The organism is Mariniflexile sp. (assembly GCF_041583155.1).
Lineage (GTDB): Bacteria > Bacteroidota > Bacteroidia > Flavobacteriales > Flavobacteriaceae > Mariniflexile.
The window spans coordinates 64,247-81,528 of the sequence record NZ_JBFHGK010000007.1 but is presented as its reverse complement, the minus strand read 5'-3'; the positions used below and the strand labels follow the sequence as shown (position 1 = coordinate 81,528).

14 protein-coding genes are annotated in these 17,282 nt (G+C 33.2%); all 14 read right to left on the bottom strand.

Translation table 11 applies throughout. The annotated features are described in order from the left end of the window. Positions 1-55 precede the first annotated feature (55 nt). The 14 genes from ABYI63_RS04115 to ruvA all read right to left on the bottom strand — a co-directional run bounded on the left by ABYI63_RS04115 (position 56) and on the right by ruvA (position 17,239). Entirely contained in the window at positions 56-274 is a 219-nt protein-coding gene (locus tag ABYI63_RS04115) for a hypothetical protein (protein WP_372753731.1), read from the bottom strand. Between the two features lie 42 nt (positions 275-316). Continuing rightward, positions 317-853, bottom strand: a complete 537-nt coding sequence (locus ABYI63_RS04110) for a DUF420 domain-containing protein (RefSeq protein ID WP_372753729.1) — start codon at positions 851-853, stop codon at positions 317-319. After that, positions 846-1,589, bottom strand: a complete 744-nt coding sequence (locus tag ABYI63_RS04105; protein WP_372753727.1) for an SCO family protein — start codon at positions 1,587-1,589, stop codon at positions 846-848. Before ABYI63_RS04105 ends, ABYI63_RS04110 begins: the two co-directional genes overlap by 8 nt. 51 nt (positions 1,590-1,640) lie before the next feature. Further along, complete coding sequence (locus ABYI63_RS04100) at positions 1,641-2,357, bottom strand: hypothetical protein (protein WP_372753725.1); 717 nt, start codon at positions 2,355-2,357, stop codon at positions 1,641-1,643. Between the two features lie 85 nt (positions 2,358-2,442). Beyond that, on the bottom strand, positions 2,443-2,823 hold the full coding sequence (locus ABYI63_RS04095; RefSeq protein WP_372753723.1) for a cytochrome C oxidase subunit IV family protein: 381 nt from the start codon (positions 2,821-2,823) through the stop codon (positions 2,443-2,445). 21 nt (positions 2,824-2,844) lie between these two features. Beyond that, positions 2,845-3,825 carry a cytochrome c oxidase subunit 3 gene (locus ABYI63_RS04090; protein WP_372753721.1) on the bottom strand — a complete coding sequence of 327 codons (981 nt, stop codon included), beginning with the start codon at positions 3,823-3,825 and terminating at the stop codon, positions 2,845-2,847. Positions 3,826-3,965: 140 nt separating this feature from the next. Next, positions 3,966-4,547 (bottom strand): heme-copper oxidase subunit III, encoded by a 582-nt coding sequence (locus ABYI63_RS04085; protein WP_372753719.1) that lies wholly within the window; start codon positions 4,545-4,547, stop codon positions 3,966-3,968. 2 nt (positions 4,548-4,549) lie between these two features. Then, positions 4,550-5,443: a heme o synthase gene (gene cyoE / locus ABYI63_RS04080; protein WP_372753717.1), complete on the bottom strand. Its 894-nt coding sequence runs from the start codon at positions 5,441-5,443 to the stop codon at positions 4,550-4,552. 149 nt (positions 5,444-5,592) lie between these two features. Further along, complete coding sequence (locus ABYI63_RS04075) at positions 5,593-7,692, bottom strand: gliding motility protein RemB (protein WP_372753715.1); 2,100 nt, start codon at positions 7,690-7,692, stop codon at positions 5,593-5,595. 131 nt (positions 7,693-7,823) lie between these two features. Further along, a complete protein-coding gene (locus tag ABYI63_RS04070) occupies positions 7,824-8,546 on the bottom strand; it encodes an energy transducer TonB (RefSeq protein ID WP_372753713.1) in 723 nt (240 codons plus the stop codon). Between the two features lie 63 nt (positions 8,547-8,609). After that, entirely contained in the window at positions 8,610-9,005 is a 396-nt protein-coding gene (locus tag ABYI63_RS04065; RefSeq protein WP_372753711.1) for a VanZ family protein, read from the bottom strand. Continuing rightward, positions 8,977-9,357: a glycine cleavage system protein GcvH gene (gene gcvH / locus ABYI63_RS04060; RefSeq protein ID WP_372753709.1), complete on the bottom strand. Its 381-nt coding sequence runs from the start codon at positions 9,355-9,357 to the stop codon at positions 8,977-8,979. Before gcvH ends, ABYI63_RS04065 begins: the two co-directional genes overlap by 29 nt. A 67-nt stretch (positions 9,358-9,424) precedes the next feature. Then, complete coding sequence (gene sprA, locus ABYI63_RS04055; protein ID WP_372753707.1) at positions 9,425-16,651, bottom strand: cell surface protein SprA; 7,227 nt, start codon at positions 16,649-16,651, stop codon at positions 9,425-9,427. 6 nt (positions 16,652-16,657) lie between these two features. Continuing rightward, positions 16,658-17,239, bottom strand: coding sequence for a Holliday junction branch migration protein RuvA (gene ruvA / locus ABYI63_RS04050; RefSeq protein WP_372753705.1), 582 nt, complete (start codon positions 17,237-17,239; stop codon positions 16,658-16,660). Positions 17,240-17,282: the final 43 nt, after the last annotated feature.

The following is a 17,282-nucleotide window of genomic DNA, read 5'->3' as shown; positions in this document are numbered from 1 at the left end:
CTTTAAAGTTAGACTAATAACTCAAAGAATTGTTACAAAAAAAATAAAAAAATATTTAACTTTTTAACTTCTTGTATTTTACATAGATTAAATACCCTAGGCCACCTACCAAAATGTATGGAATAGCCATAAGATACACAATCCCATCATTAATACCTTGGGCTGCAGTTTGGGTTTCTTCACTTTCTAAAACGGCTCTACACATAGCGCATTGGGCATTCATCTCAATACAAGAGATGAAAGTTAAAAGAAGGAAGACTATTTTTGTTTTCATAACATCATCTTAAAGTTTCTAACCACACCTATGGTTACTGTTTTAAGCGTAATAAGGAGAAATCATAATATAAACTATTACGCCTGTAACAGCAACATATAACCACAGCGGAAACGTGATTTTCGCTATTTTTTTATGCTTTTCAATATTGTTGGTAATGGCTCTCACATAAGTGATTAAAACAAAAGGGATAACCGCTATTGACAATACAATGTGCGTAAAAAGAATAAAATAATAAACATACTTTATAGTGCCTTCACCTCCAAACTTTGTAGAATCACTCGTCATATGATACGCAACATACATTACCAAAAACACTACCGAACACCAAATAGCCGTAGTCATTAAATTTTCATGCAGAACTATATTTTTATTTTTAATAGCGAAAAATGCAATTATTAATATAACAGCAGTTAAACCATTAATAGTGGCATAAATCGGTGGTAAAAATGATAAAGGCTCCACATTAGGTATTCTAATCCCGAACAGTATAGCAACTGCTATTGGAATTGCTATTGATAAAATCACAATAAATTTATTGTATTTTTTATCGTCTAAAATTTTCTGATTTTTATTCATTTAATAATTTTTTAATATCTTCTTTAAGAGCACTAATCTCTTCTGGAGCACCATCTTCATCTACTTTTTCGGCTTCTGAAGCGATACCTCTATAATAAATAATAGGGTTTCCGAATTGATCTTTTCTAGAACGAATGAAGCCATTTTTATCAATCAAGGCAAAATTGCCAGAATGCTCAAAACCACCAGCAGCTTGATCTTCTTCAGCAGTATATAAATTAAAGCCTTCATTTGAAAGTTTATAAATAGCATCTTTATCACCAGTCATTAAATGCCAATTTGGGTTGGTAACGCCGTATTGATCTGCATATTTTTTTAAAACCTCAGGCGTATCGTAATCTGGATTTATGGTGAATGAAGCCACGCCAAAATTTTCAAAACCTTTGAAGCTGTTTTGAATTTGAATCAGATTAGCATTCATACGAGGACAAATCGTTGGACAGGTTGTAAAAAAGAATTCAATTACGTATACTTTCCCTAAATAATCTTTATTGGTAATAATGTCTCCATTTTGATTAATAAATGAAAAGGCAGGGACTTTTTTAGGTTCATTATTAATTTCTATAAAAGCTAAATCTGATGTTGCTGTTTTATCATTGGCAAAGTCACTTCTGCTTTCATTACGAATAACATCTCCACTTGAAACTCTATCAATAATTTTTGGAATGAAAATAATACCAAATACTAGGATGATGAATGCTATTCCTATATATGAATAATTGGTTTTTTTGCTCATTGTTATTAAGTATAAAATGGATTTCGACTAAATTAAATCCAACAATATTTTTTAATTAGATGTTTCTTTTAAATCGCTAGCTCTTCTACTCGATGAATCAAATTCTCCTTTTCTTATTTGCCTATATTCGGTAAACAAGATACGCAAATCGTCACTCATTTTGTTCTTTATTTCAGCAACTTCAATACAATCATAGGCAAACAACTTACGTACTGGTTTATTCTTTGCTTTTTCATTATCTTCCCTATCATCCAAACGCCCCCTTTGATTCAAATCTTTATCTATTATAAAAACCTGACTCGTTGCTAAATTAGCATCTAGATTGTTGTTACTTTCTAAGCTATTGAAAACGTTTTTGATTGCATCGGGAGTTCCAAAAACAAAATGCCAAAACCTTAAATCTTCGTAGCCACTAATTTCGGCCTTAAGCTTTTCAACAGCAGCTTCTGTACCATTGGGCACTAAAATAACCACTTGAAACTTTTTAAAGCCTTTAAATTTATCGTAAACCAACTCCTTTAAATTGGAGGCTGTTATATTATTTTCTACTGGATTATTTCCTAAAAAACCAAGTACAGTTATATGGTCTTTTAAAATAATTTCAACTTCTGAATCCGATTTGAATTGTTTAATATCTAAAACCGATTGATTCACAATATCAAGCGGTGTATAATTATGAGTTGCAGGATATAGAAACAATAAAAATGTTACCGGCAAAAAGAATAAAACCCCTAAAATTAAATACCTACCTGCTTTTTTATAGTTCATTAAAAACCGCTTTTCATTAAAAGTGCAAAAATAAAAAAAGGCGGTTTAAAAACCGCCATTATATATCTATTTAACTAATAATTAGTTAAAAATCTCTTTTTATAAAACCTTCATCATATACTCTGAAAACATATCCTCCTTCTTGTAATAAGATAAATATTAAATAAATGATTAAGAAAATAGCTGTCCAAACCACGGCTCGTCTTAATCCTGCAGTTTCATCACGCATGTGCATGAAATCCCAAGTAATATAATATGCCTTTACTAGGGTTAAAATGATAAATATCCAGTTAAGAATTTTCATTCCTAAAATATTCCCCATTAAAACTTCTGGTTTGTATATACCTAATACAACTTCAATAGCTGTTACAATCGCTAAGAAAATTAAAACACCCCAAATTTTTTGAGTATTGGATTTGAACTTAACTAAACCTCTAAATATTTCTAATTTATGTGCGTGTGCCATTTTAAAATATATTTTTATTAATTAAACTAAGTAGAAGAATGTAAATACAAATACCCACACCAAATCTACAAAGTGCCAGTATAATCCAACTTTCTCAACCATTTCGTAACTTTTACGTCTTTCGTAAGTTCCCAATACCACATTAAAGAAAATAATAATATTAAGGATAACTCCTGATAGTACGTGAAATCCGTGAAACCCTGTGATGAAGAAAAAGAAATCGGCAAACAATGGCGACCCATATTCATTCACACGTAAATTAGCTCCTTCAACAACGCTCTTCCCGTTAGCTTTCAATTGTTTTAAAGATTCAGCTCTAGACAACACTGTTTTTTCACCGGTTTCAGTTAACAATTGCGTTCTAACTAAAATGTTTTCATTTTTTTCTAAACCTTCTATTACCTCACTAACAGTATAAGTTGGTAAAGTGCCTTCACTTTCAAACCAAATACCATTTTTGCGTTCGTGCTGTATTCTTTCACCTTCACCTGCAACCACAAAATCACGTAAAGCAACACGATGACCTTCAGTATCAACAAACTGAAGAATGTTACCTCCTTTTGTTTGTACAGCACCATAATCCCCTTTTATAAATGTTGCCCATTCCCAAGCCTGCGATCCAACGAATATTAAACCACCAATAATTGTTAAAAACATGTATAGGGTTACTTTAGCCTTGTTTAAATGATGACCAGCATCAACCGCCAATACCATAGTTACGGACGACATGATCAAAATAAACGTCATAAACGCTACATAAATCATTGGTAATTCCTGGCCATGTAAAAACGGTACGTGCGTAAACACCTCATCGGCAATTGGCCATGCATCAATAAATTTGAATCTTGAAAATCCGTAGGCGGCTAAAAATCCTGAAAAGGTTAAAGCATCAGAAACAATGAAAAACCACATCATCATTTTACCGTAACTTGCTTTTAATGGCTCGTTACCACCTTCCCAAGTTTTACCTTGTGTTTCAGCGTTTGCAACTATAGTACTCATATATGTTGGTTATTTTTTTAAAAGTTGGACAAAAATAGTCAATTTATCTATTTAATAAAACATCAACCATTAAATTTTAGAATCCAAAAACACAAAAATGGTTTTAGACTATGATAAAAGTCATTTTAAATCTAAAAAAACTATCTAACGAAATATAAGAATAAAAACAGATACACCCATAAAATATCTATAAAATGCCAAAAGGTTAATGCTAGTTCAAAACCTAGCATTTTGGTGGGTGTATAGTTTTGTTTAAAATGATTATAAATTACCACTAAAAGACATATTAGCCCCACAACCACGTGTAAAATATGCACAACAGCTATTAAATAGATGTACGACATAGTAACATTACTAGTTGGTCCTGTAAAATTATAACCTAAATCTATGATTTGTTGAAATCCAGAAAACTGAAATACTATAAACACAACACCCAAGATAAGAGTAATAAAAAGCCACAGCATAGCTGCTTTATTTGAGGTCTCTTTTAATGCTTTTTTAGCCATTAAAAACGACAGACTACTTAACACAATCACGATAGTGCTGATGATAAAAGCGTTTGGTAATTGAAAATCCTTTAACCAATCTGGCCTAGAACTACTTACTACAAATGCACTAGTCCATCCAGCAAAGGACATAATAAGTGAAATAATACCAAACCAAAGCATCATCTTTTTTGCTCTGCCATTTTTTTCTTCTAAAGTACCTTGAGTTAAATCCATGATTATCTAATAAATTTATCTATAACATATACTATTTGCACTAATGAAATGTACGACACACTAACTAACATTAATTGTCTAGCCGCTTTTTCAGTCATTAGTTTAAACAACCGAACCGAGTAATATAACATCCACAAACCTAAACCAAATACAATAACAGCAGAAACGATAGAAAGTTGTAATTTACCTGTAAATCCAAACACTGGTATTATTGAGACTAAAATGGTCCAAATTGTATACATAATGGTTTGTACAGCTGTGCCTCTATCTTGCTTTCCTGTTGGCAACATAAAGAATCCTGCCTTTTCATAATCTTTAAACAAAAACCAACCAATGGCCCAAAAATGAGGGAATTGCCAAAAAAACTGTAATGCGAATAAGGTTCCTGGTTCAATACCAAAATGATCTGTAGCGGCTACCCAGCCCAACATAAAAGGAATAGCTCCTGGGATGGCACCTACAAAAACGGCTAGCGGCGTTTTTGTTTTTAAAGGCGTATACACACAAGCGTACAAAAATATTGAAATAGCACCAAACATGGCTGTTTGCTTATTAATGGAGTATAAAATAATAATTCCTAAAAGTGTAAATATACTAGCAATTATAAATGCTGTTGTAACCGACATACGTCCAGACGGAATTGGTCTATTCTTGGTTCTAGACATTAGCGCATCCAAATCTTTCTCAATAATTTGATTGAATGCGTTTGATGCACCTACCATAAAATAGCCACCAAATGCCAATAAAATTAAGGTTTTAAAATTCACTGTGTCTACACCTAGCAAATAGCCGGCTATCGATGAAAACACAACACTTAAAGCGAGACGCATTTTAGTAATTTCTTTAAAATCTGAAATTACTAAAGATGCTGTTAATGACGTTTTTGAGTTACCCAATGTTTTGTTACCTAATGGTTTTTGTAATGCGAGTGCAAAGATACTTTATAAAATATTTTGAACAACGCTTTTTACAGCTAAATTTATTATAGCAAAAAATCCTTGTTCAAAATGTTTCATTTACAAGATTCTAAATTTAGTGGAATGAATTAATTATCGAAATACCAGTTAAATAAATCGGTCCTTAAACCAAAGTTAAACCAAACCGTATTATTTTTATAAATGGTAGCATTTTCAACTTCTGGATCAAAATTTCTAACGGTGATATCAGTAAATATTTTTAGATTTGAAGCTGGATTTATTAAGTATCCTGCTTGTAAATTACCATTAAATATTTTGGTTTTAATTCCTTGCCCTATTTCTACACCTGTATCAAAAGGTCTTTCAAAATAGTTTCTGTAAATGTCACCGCCATAGCTATAAGAATCAGTACTACTATTAATATCGAAACCTCTAATTCCAAAAATTAATTTGGCGTTTGCAAACCAACGATTATAATGGTATCTACCAATAATTATGGCTTCACTGAAATTTGAATTCCATAAATGTGCCATAGATTGATTGTTATGCGCATAGTTTAACACAATGGTATTGTGTGAATACGTATAAGGACGCACACGGTTGTACTCGAACTGAAGCAGCAAGTTATCCACCTTAAATGCATTATAATATTTAACACCTAACTGATATCCGAATTTATTTTTATAGCTTTTTTCCCCTGCCTTAATATCACTCAGAGAAAACTCATCTAAAATAAACTGGCTGTACAGATTAATATTATCGTTCCATTTATATTTTGCAGAAGCCCCCATTATTGCGTTTCCTGCACCTTGTCCAGATTCAAATTCGATAGCGCGATAAAACACGACTGGATTTAAATAGTTAACATCAAAACCTCGGCCGTTGCTATTGGTCCACATCACCGATTCGAACAAACCTATATTTAATTTTTTTGACACATTCCAGCTCAAATAATGATTGGCCATAAATTTGGTTAAAAATGCTTTATCCTCTACAACTTCATCCCTTACATCTTTTAACCACATCCATGTATTAGTGTATTTAATTTTCCAAAACGACGTATTTAACTTTAAAAATGTATGAGGACTCGCAACATCACTCAACAACAATGAACGGTAGCCATCTCCTATAAAATTTTTACCATGACCAAATTGAATATTTAAAAATTTAGAAGGTGCATATGACAAATAAGCTTCAGCCACAGGGTAATCGTAGCTATCTTCTTTAAATCGTTTTGCGATACCTCTACCCGGAATAATCGCAGGATCGGGACCAAAGGCTTTTAAACTTTCCGCATATCGGTTTACATAATCTGCAAAGCGTCCTTGACTTTCAAAAAAGGATGTGTAAAAATTAAGCTTATTGCCCAAACCACCACGAACCAACAAACCTCTTGTATTATTGTAGGTTGAATTAAAATCTGCATCGCTATCTTTACCCAATTCTAAATCGAATATAGGGTCTACTGTGAACCAATAATCTTGACCTTCCAATTGCACTAAATGTTCATTCCAAAGTTTTCTACCTACCCAAGAACTGGTTTCTTTTTGTAGTTTATCTTTTTCTGCTTTAAAATCGTAATACTTTGAAACCTCCTCATAAACAAATGGTTTAGAAGCAGTATGACTATTGGTTCCAACACTATTCATTTGCCTATCAAACTTAGCATAATCGTTATGCGTAAACGGAATATTTAATTGACTGGAAAAGGCTTTATCCTCAAAAGCTTTTATGGATTGATTTATGCTATCATACTCTGCTTTTGACCGTTGTTCAATTTTTGAAATAGCATTTAATTTCTCTTCCTTCTGAATTACTTCCGATGGTTTTACTAAAGGTACTTTAATAGAAACGGAATATTGCTTATATGTGTTTCTACCATTGTAAGTTGCTGGCTTCACTTTTGGGAATAAAGTAAACACTCGATTCACTTCCCTCTTCAACTCCTCATACATGGCTTCGGAATAAAGCACTTTAAACCGGCCTGTTGTATCTACTTCAAAAAGCACAATTACATCTCCATTATAATTTTCTTTAGTTACTTTTTCGGGTATCTTAAAGTTTTCATGGATGTGATTATATACATTACTATCAAAACACCTTTGCAATGAATCTATAGTTACCGTATCGCAACTTGAAAACACAGGTGGTTTTTCCTTATACGGATTGCTTTGTGAATACAATTGATATTGAACTATAAGTAGGACTAGTACAACGAAACGTTTCATGTGCGTTTTTTGAGGATTAAATTAGGCTTGAAAGATACCACATTTTTAATAATGTGAGCATAAAAAAATCCCGTTACAGAGTTTGTAACGGGATTCTATTTTTATAAATTTTGCTTTAAAGCAAGTGCATTTTAGTCTTGTACTTGAAAAACGATAGGTAATGAATAAGGCACAGTTACCGCTTTACCACGTTGTTTACCTGGTTGCATTTTAGGAAGCATTCCTATAACGCGCGCAGCTTCTTTTTCTAAACCTGGGTGCGGTGCTCTAGCACGAATACCAGTAACTTCACCTGATTTATCAATTTTAAATATAACGTTGATTCGTTGTCTCCCTGACAAACCTAACTCACTAGCTAAATCAGTATTAAACTTTCTATTTACGAAGTCTTGTATCTTTTTAGACATACAATCTCTTTTCGCATTGTTATCACCGCCTTCACAACCTGGGAAAACAGGCACATTTTCAATAACTGCGAAAGGAACCTCTACATCTTCTTCAATTGCAGGAGCAACTCTAACTGCTTCCACTTTTACAATTTTTTGTTCTTGATTAGACTCTGTTGATTCTATTACAGTTTCTACAACTTCTACCTCATCTTCTACAATCTCGATAACTTCGGGTGCAGCTGGTGGTGGTGGTGGTGGTGGTGGCGTTGCTAATTGTTGTGTAATTGGAATTTCCTCTTCAATTTCTTCACCCATTTCTATCTGACCTATGTCGATAACTTCTTTATCATATGTTTTGAAATTGATAGCGAAATTTGTTAAAAATAACATTAATGCTAAACCAACAGCGAAATAAAGTGAACTGTTACGTCCAACATTTGCTTTAGGATTTTTTTTAAGTTCCATAATTTATTTGTTTTTCAAGATTGGTAAAATAACTATTTATTTATCAAATAAACAAGTTGTTTATTAATTTTTAATAGGAATATTTTTTTTTAATAATACGACTAAAATTGTAATAAAAACCCCTATTGTATTTGCTACAACATCATATATATCGGCCGATCTGGATGCTGTTAGAGTTCCTTGTAGTACCTCAATAACTATACCAAATATAATTGAAAACAAGGATGCGTATATTAAAGCTCTTTTTCTTGTTAGAAGAAAGCGATGCTTTAAGGTAACATACCACAAGAAGGACAGCAATGTATATGCAAGGGCGTGAAAAATTTTATCTCCAAAAGAGACACCTGCATTTGGCAAATTATTAATTTTAATTAAGCATACCACTGTTAACGCTATGGAATAAAGTATGCTTATTAAAATTAATACCTTTTTAAGCACCAACAAGTGTTTTATAGTCATCAGCAGACATTAATCCTTCTATTTGTGATAAATCTGAACATTTAAGTTTTATCATCCAACCAGCTCCGTAAGGATCGGAGTTTACTTTTTCTGGTTCGTCTTCTAAAGCCGAATTAAATTCAATAATTTCTCCTGATAAAGGTAAAAATAAATCCGAAACCGTTTTTACAGCTTCAACAGTACCAAAAATTTCTTCGGCATCTAAAGTTTCATCAACAGTTTCTACTTCTACATATACAATATCACCTAATTCACTTTGTGCAAAATCTGTAATACCAATAGTTGCTATATCACCTTCAATACTTACCCATTCATGGTCTTTTGTATATTTTAATTCTGATGGAATGTTCATTTTATTATTTTAAGTTAGTACTTAGCAAATGTATTTATTCAAACTTTAAATTCAAACATATTATGTGTTAATTCCCAAAATTATATCTAATGGTAAAGCCAGACCTAATGGTTGTTTGTGGGAATGCTGTTGAAATGGCATATTCCGAAAATGTATAATCGAAATAAAAGATACCTGTTAGGTTTTTACTAAAGGCATAATCTGCGGTGTATTTTAAAGCCCAAATAGTTTGCCCAGAGGTTACTTGGTTGTTTTCAAGATCTAAATAACGAATAATGGTTTTATTGTCTCGAATTGAGATATCGGCCTTCATATTTAAATCACTCACTATGCGTTTACTCGGACCTGCTAAATTTGAATTAATTCTTAAATCTTTAATTCTATAACCCAATCCTAAAACATACTCCATACCTAACACTTCGGTCATTAAATTATTATCAAAGCTTAATGAAAGTAAACGGTCCTTTTGTACTTCAGCTAGTATTTTAACCGAATTTTGCATTTCCAAATCAATACGAACTAAAGGGCTAAACATTTCTGTTAAGTTGATATTACTAAATAAAGTTTCATTTTTATAATTTCCTGATTGATTCAATACATCGGAAGGTTGATCGTCATAAAGCTCATCAAAATCTGGTTTCACATAATCTAAATTGGTTTGAAACTGATTAATAGTATAAGTTGAACGATAGCCATGGGTTAATGAGAAACGCTTGAAACGCTTTTTAAACCAAGCAAACTTCATAAAACCTGTGTATTTTAAATCCCAGTTTGGAATTGGGATATCTCGAAATGCAGAAGTTTTAACATTGTTTGCATCCTGACCCGAATAAGCTGCTAAAAATGATGGCAATAATACGGCCTGACTATTTTTACCGAAACCTTTAGGGAATCCTTCTTCATCAACATCATTAATATCAACACCTTTTTCTTGTGCTAAACGTTGTGCAACAATAAGGCGGTTAGCTCTAAAATCGTTAAACGCATCCGAAGATGTTTCATCGCTTTTATTAAACGCCGTTTTAATTAAAACAGTTGAAATATTGAAATTACCAAAAGTACTTGGTGTTAAAGAATTATAAACGCCGTCCGTTACGTTATAGTTTTCAGTGAAATTTTCATAAAGAGTTCTACTACCAACTAAATCTATTTTTAAATCTTTTACGGGTTCTAAACTAGCCGATACATCCAATTGCTTCGTGTTGGTGGTTGTAAATTGTTCATTAAAATCTTGGTACAAAGTTAACCAACCACGTTCTGCGGCCAAATACCTAATATCATTTTGACTACCAAAGGTGAAGCCGGTTGTTGGTTTTAAGGTTCCAATAAATCCTGGTGTTTGCAAATAACCCGGTAAGTATGTACCATTATTCTCGGAATAATTAATTTGAACACGTTTAATACTTGTTAAAATATCAACACCTGCATTTAATAATTTCGTAACCGACTGGTTTTTAACTTCTGGTTGATTACCTCTATTTTGGCTTGCACCTGGAGGCCCACCAATAGCAGTACGAGTTCTAACTCTGGTAAGTGGCTTTTTAACCAAACCTATATATCGGTAAAACTTATTCATATCAAAGGTTGTATTGATATTGTGTGTATTGGCGTTTTGAATGGTATTTCCAAGATCGTAAGTTTCGCCGTCTATCTCCAATTCACCATATAAATCAGATCCTTTTTGCCACTGAAAATTACCATTATATTGGTAGGTTGCATTTATAAAATTGAACGTTGGCATTTTATTGAATGGTAATTGATAAGTAACTCCTAGGTTTTGTGTTTGTCTATTCGGATCACCAAAATCGAAAAATCCATCCCAAACATCTAAAGTTTTATCTTGTTCACCATTTAAAATATTATCGTTAATAAAATAATTTCTAACGATATTATTATTTGCAGCCGTAAAATTGAAACTTAATGATTCGGTAAGTTTGTAATTAATGGTATACTGAAAATCGAAGGTATAGTTTCTTTGAAACAACTCTTCTATACTGATGTTATCTCCAGTTAAATCTACGTCTCTATATTTCTGTTTAGTAAACTGTCTATTCACAACAGAATTTAGCGCAAAACTAGTAGGCAATAAGTTAAAGTTGAAATCCTTTAAAAGTTTCCAATACTTACCAGTAAACAACGAATCGTTCTTTTTAAAAGGCTCAACCGTTAATGGATTGAAATTAAAAGCATAATTTGCTCCTGCACTTATGTTTTGATTTAATGAATTTTCAATCTCAAAATCACGATGTTCTACCTTATTATAGGAGTAGTTTACTGTTACATTTTCAACATCATAAAAACGTGGTTTTTCTTCGGAAGTTCTAGTTTTTCTAACACCTATGAAATTGATGCTTTGACGTTTTGTATAATCCTCTGATTGATTTTTTATAGTTTCACGTTGTGCGTCCGTACTAGCCGCGTCCAAACGAGATTCCAAAGTTAAATCATTATAATACGCATCATATTTGGGTGTTATTAATTCTTCACTTTGCCCATAATTGAATGGTAGCTGAACACCCCATTTTTTAGGGAATAATTGTCCAATATTAATATTAGTAACAACATCATATTGCTTTACATCTTCCAAACTGCGCTCACTAGGTCCTTGTTCTATGGTTCCAAACCCCGCAGTACTTTGGCTTCCTGTGGCACTAACCGTCATGAAATCGGCTATATTCGTATCCAAACTCATTACGGCCGCCCATCCTCCTTCGTTATCCATATCGGACAATCGTAATTCATTGAACCATACCTCCGCACATACAGGAGAAGGTAATGCTGCTGTATCATTTAGCCCGTCTTTAACACCATTTTTCACGCCTACCATTAAGGTTCTTATGTCGCCAAAATTCGGATTTCCTTTTATGGTAACCCTATGTTGTCCTAAAGTATATTCTGAAAATTCATCTACAGGCGTTTCAACTAATTTGCCATCAATCACATTATAAAACTTTTGTTTTTCAGTGGCTGATGTGGGATTTGCAATTTCCAAAGCCTTAATTTGTCCTAGAATTTCTATAGGAAGGTTAATTTCATTAGATGTTGGCCATAGCCCTTCACTGGAGCTTGAAGTAGAAACTTCCAATGGTAACTCTATTTGATAATAATTTTCAGTTAAATCATTACCCATTCTAATAAACCCTACAACGGTACTATTGTTTTCATCAATACCCGACCCTTCTTCTTGTAGATGCATGAACATACGTAGGCGTTTGTACTGACGCATATCTATATCGATGTTTTTATAAACACCTCTAGAGTCTTGTGATTCTAATTCACAAACATTAACCACCAATGATTGTTCATTTTGTTCTACAACAGTATTGTTATTATACAATTCTTCAGCTTCTATTCCTGGCGGTGTAGCATAGCTACCTTCGTTATCTAAAGTACCAATAACTCCTACTGAAAATTCGGTAAGATCATCACTCGGATCATCTTTATTAACCTGAAGCGTTTGTGTATAACGTCTCCAATCACTACGTACTAAATCTAAAGTTCCAAAACGGAACACTGTAGGTTCAGAAAACTCCTTAAGATACAAACGCGTGAAACGAATAGATCGTAAATCTTCAATACCACCAACTGCCTTTGCAAGGCTTCCTTCTAAAGGAACTCTGAACAAATACCATCTAACTTCTGGTGTTTGCCCATTTGCGAGCGTACGAGTTTGTTGTTTAAAATCTACAATATATTCTTTTAATGGGTTGCTTGAACTAGAAAGGTTATTAAAATCTACTTCGGATAATGGTAAATTTTGTCTGGTAATTGGTAACTCATATTCGTAATAACTATCAATAGTATTCATTGTATTATCACGATTTATATCCTCCACGTCCGGTTGCGTGTTAGAGCCCCTGTTTGTGTCTGAAAAAGTATCGGGTGTATTTCCCTCTACACCATTATATTTCTTATAGCGTTCGAAAATGTCACCTTCCGTATTTAAAAAATAAGAATAATTATCTTTTGAGGGGTCGCTTCCAAAATTAGTACCAAAAGCAGCTATTTCTTGAGCATCATCATATCCATCATATCCAACGTCTTGATTTGTACGTTCCTCGCCTGTACTATCAAAGGCATAAATTAATGACTGATTTTGAGGCACTACACTACCCCAGGAGGTTACAGGAAGTAAATCTATATTTCCATCTTTAGGCAATCCGTTTTCATACATTTTTCTTCCATCCTTAATGATATCTTCAGAGATATTACCTAAGTTAAAAACCAGCTTCCCGCCAGGGTTTGAAGGATTCTCTTGAAATGGATCCTGCAGCCAGAACTCAATATACTCTACATTTTGTTGTTCAAAATCTGTAGAGGTTAATTGTCTTGTAATACCTGCCCAAGAAGTTGTTGGATTACTTATTACGTCATTGTTTGTTGAAGGATCAAAATTATAAGCTCCCCTTTCATTTGGATAATATGCTAAATCTAATGTGCTTAAAACAGTATTTTGGCCTTGTACTAAATCTCTATCCGGAAATAATTCTTGAATAAAAACACGACTCGTGTATAAACTAGATAAGTCATTATCTGAAATACCATCTGGTCGCTGACTTGTATAAAAAATAGGATCGATGCTATACCAATTTAACATAGCACGACCGTAGCCATTTTGAATGCCATTGTTATCATCACCTGGAGACAAAGTTAAATTTAGAGGTCTGCTAGACAAATACCAAGATTGTTGTGATTTTAAGTCGATGGCATTTTGAGTGCCTTCAAAATCGTCGATATACGAAGTCGCTTCCCCATTTAAGTTTGTAGCATTTGGAGCGCCTGGTGCTAAATATGCAAACTCACCACGTAATGATAAATTGGACTCTACATCTGTATCAATATTTGGTAATGCATTTGCCAGTCGAGTTAAAAATGGCACCTTAGTAGAGTAATTACCATTAAAACCAAAAATAGTATTATTTATAGATTCTGTACCGTAATTAGCTTTTTGAGTTATAGGACGCTCGTTTAAATTTAAAAGCGTACCACCTAACACAAAGTTTTCATTAAATTTATGCTCAACATTTATTCCGGTAAATCGTTTCGTTTGCTGACCAAATACAGCATTATTTTCTGTTGAAACTTCAATTGGGGTATCGGATGCTTTTAAAGCTTCATCTAAAATTTGAACACGACCTAACTGATAATTTACAGTATAATCAATTCCTTCAACCAAAACACGTCCACCAGCAGTTACCCTAACAGAACCCCTAGGCACATTGAACGCACCGATAGAAATACCGTCACTTCCCGTAGATTTGTAGCTACCTTTAAGTTTAAATTTATTTTTCTCTACTGCCTCTAAAGCCTTGGTTTTTGTTTGTTTGTAAAGTACATCATAAACATACTTGGCCTGATTTTCATTGTAAGAAGCCTCATTTTCATAATCTTCACCTCCCAATGCTAACTTGTTAAAAAGATATTCACCAAAAGGTTCCGCGCTTGGGAAAATTATTTTTCCAGTTTCTGATAAAACAGTTATTCCTTCAACATAATCAAAAAAACCATCACCTTTTGATTGTGGGTCATTATTATAATTTAACTTATCTAAACTAAATACACGCAACAAAGGCGTTTCTTCTAATGGATCTTCATTGGCTGCTGCTTCTGGAAATGCCGTTGTACCAACAGGTGTAATATAGTTTAACGGAGATGCTTCATTGTAAAAAATATTCAGTTTAAAATCATCCGAACTTAAATTATATGCCTCGGTGTCGTAGATGTTTTTCATCATCAAATCCCAAACAGGTTGACTTACGTTGGTGATACTACTTTTTAATAATTTTAAAATTAAATTACTATTAACTACCGATGTAACTTCTCCCGAAGTATTCGTTGTAACACTTGTTGCATCTACCCCATCATTGGCAAATTCACCTACTTGGTATACTTTTCCTCCTAAAGTATACTGAAAGGCAACTGCCAAAACCTCATCATTGTTCAGTTTTTGGTTTAACGATATGTATCCTAATTGAGTGTTTAGTACATACTCTTGTCCACTTGTTAATTTGCGAGCATTTTCTAATTTAGCGTAATCATAACCTTCTTTAACTCCGGATATAGCTATACCAGATTGTACCGTTGCTATATCTCTAATAGCATCATTAATTTGAGAACCAGAACCACCAATATTTGTGGGATCAAAGGCATTATTTTTATTGTTCGGATATGCTGAAGCGGCCGCGGTTACTGTTACTGAAGAAGCTATTTTATCTGGATTCGACTCACCTAAATCTTGCAATGCCACAACATTTCTAACATTATCGGTTTTATTTGTTCTATTAGTAATCCAAACTTCCAATCTAGTAATTTGTAAACCTCCATTGTTAATATACGGATAAGTAGCAAGTGCCTTATCATAGTTATCTCTAAAATAATGCGCTAAGAAGAAATGGCGGTTTTCATCGTATTCTCTAATAAACAATTCGAACTCTTCTAAGGTGCCTCCTCCTTGAGAAACAACTGTATTTGCTTGCGATTTTTGTTCGGAAAACACCCCTGTAACCGTTGTTTTACCAAATTGTAATTGCGCTTTAACACCGAATAAACTTTGTGCCCCAGTAATTAAGGAACTGTTTAATGGCATACTCACATTTCCAACCTCTATTTTTTGAATGATATCATCTTCCGTTGGTGTGTACTCTAATTTAATAAGGTTTTGAAAATCGAATGTAGATTGAGTATCGTAGTTTGCGGTTACTTGCAAACGAGTTCCAACCTTACCCATTAAACTTAAACTAATTCTTTGATCGAAATCAAAGGTGAAATTACTTCGATTTCTTGGTGAAAATGTTGGGTTATCTTGTTTTGAGAATAATACTCCTAAGTCCATTTCTACCGATCCTTGAGGGATTACCTCAATGGTATTACCCCCAAAAATGGATTCAAAAAAATCTGATTTTACGTAAAACTCTGGTAATAAATTTTTCTGAGCATCATCTGCACCTTGTTTTTTACCATCAAAAGCATCTATTTTTTCTTTATAATATGCCTTTACGCTTTCTTTAGCAACAAGCGCATAGTACTCTTTAGGTGTTAATATAACCGGGTAATTAATATTAAAATCTCCTAATTTTTCAGTGTAAATATAACGATCTGTTAATGCATCGTAAGTATATTTAGATTCTATACTATTAGGATTTGGCGTTTTAATACTGCCTAAATTAAATCCCGTCTTTATGCTATCTTGAGGTACAGGTTGTTGAGACCAAGCTGTTACGGAAAACAAAAATACAACTATTAAAGCGATGCATTTTTTATTTGATTTATAAAAGTTAGGGTTAGTTATATTCACAATCTATTATAAATTTTTTAAAGCCTGTTTAATAATAGTTTCCACGCTAGCATCTGGTTGGGAAGCGACAATTTTTTCCACAACACGCTCCGCCTGTTTTCTTATAAAACCAAGCACCTCCAAAGCAGATAACGCTTCATCTTTATTGGTATTGCCTTTTACAATAGAAACTTCATCAACATCATAAATCTTTAACACTTTATCTTTCAAATCAATAATAACGCGTTGTGCGGTTTTAGCTCCAATTCCTTTTATTCCTTGGATTAAGGCTACATCACTTGAAGCTATCCCCTCGATAACCTGTTTTGGGGTTAATGAAGATAACATGGTGCGTGCAATACTAGCGCCTATTCCACTCACTGAAATTAACAATCTAAAAATATCGCGTTCTACTAATGATGAAAAACCGTAAAGCGTATGTGAGTCTTCTTTAACCTGAAGATGGGTATATAATTTTAAATGTTCCTGATCTGGAATTTGGGAATAAGTATGTAAAGAGATATTTAAAACATAACCGACGCCGTTACAATCTATAACAACGTCGGTCGGTTTTTTTTCTACAAGTTTACCTTGAATATGTGTAATCATTTATAGCAATTGGTTAAAAATCAAATGTAATAAAATTATTTTC